Origin of the sequence: Bradyrhizobium sp. NBAIM14, assembly GCF_020193895.1 — a bacterium.
Taxonomy (GTDB): Bacteria; Pseudomonadota; Alphaproteobacteria; order Rhizobiales; family Xanthobacteraceae; genus Bradyrhizobium; species Bradyrhizobium yuanmingense.
Window position 1 is genome coordinate 1 of record NZ_JADYVQ010000081.1, and the last position, 494, is coordinate 494.

Sequence of the window (494 nt, forward strand, 5' to 3'; positions counted from 1 at the left end):
GCATCAAGCCACTGTGAGAATGCTGGCCAGCCCTGACGAATCGCCCTGTAAGCCCATTTGCGCGTCATTTCGAACAGATGGCAGTTTCGCCCCATCCCGTAATGTTTATCGATGCTACGGCGCGCTGAAGCGCTCAAATCGAGATAATCAGCCAGTTCACCGAGGGTATAGGCTTCCTCTCGCCACTCCATCACCTGCCATTCCAGGTGGAACGGATTTTTACAAATCAGTCCGCTGTAGTTCACATCAGCACAAAGTTTCTCACACAGCGAACGTTCAATCGCAGCGGCGTATTTCAGCGCCTTAACCGAGCTGTCCGGCGCGGTTCTCACGGCGATATTGAGCGCGTAGAGCAGGTGAGCATGACCGTTCACAGGATTTTTTACGGTGATGTTCGGCGCGGGAGCGTTCCGGTCACTCCAGTCAATCGCTGCCCCCTCGCGGTCAACGTCAAAAACCAGCCAGAACTGCGCATGAGGCTGGTTCTGCTGTAT

General features: G+C 54.7%; 1 protein-coding gene. It reads right to left on the minus strand.

What is annotated here, in order from left to right; translation table 11 throughout:
• On the minus strand, positions 1-494 hold a 494-nt coding region (locus tag I6F28_RS37090; protein ID WP_225143942.1), incomplete at both ends, for a replication initiation protein.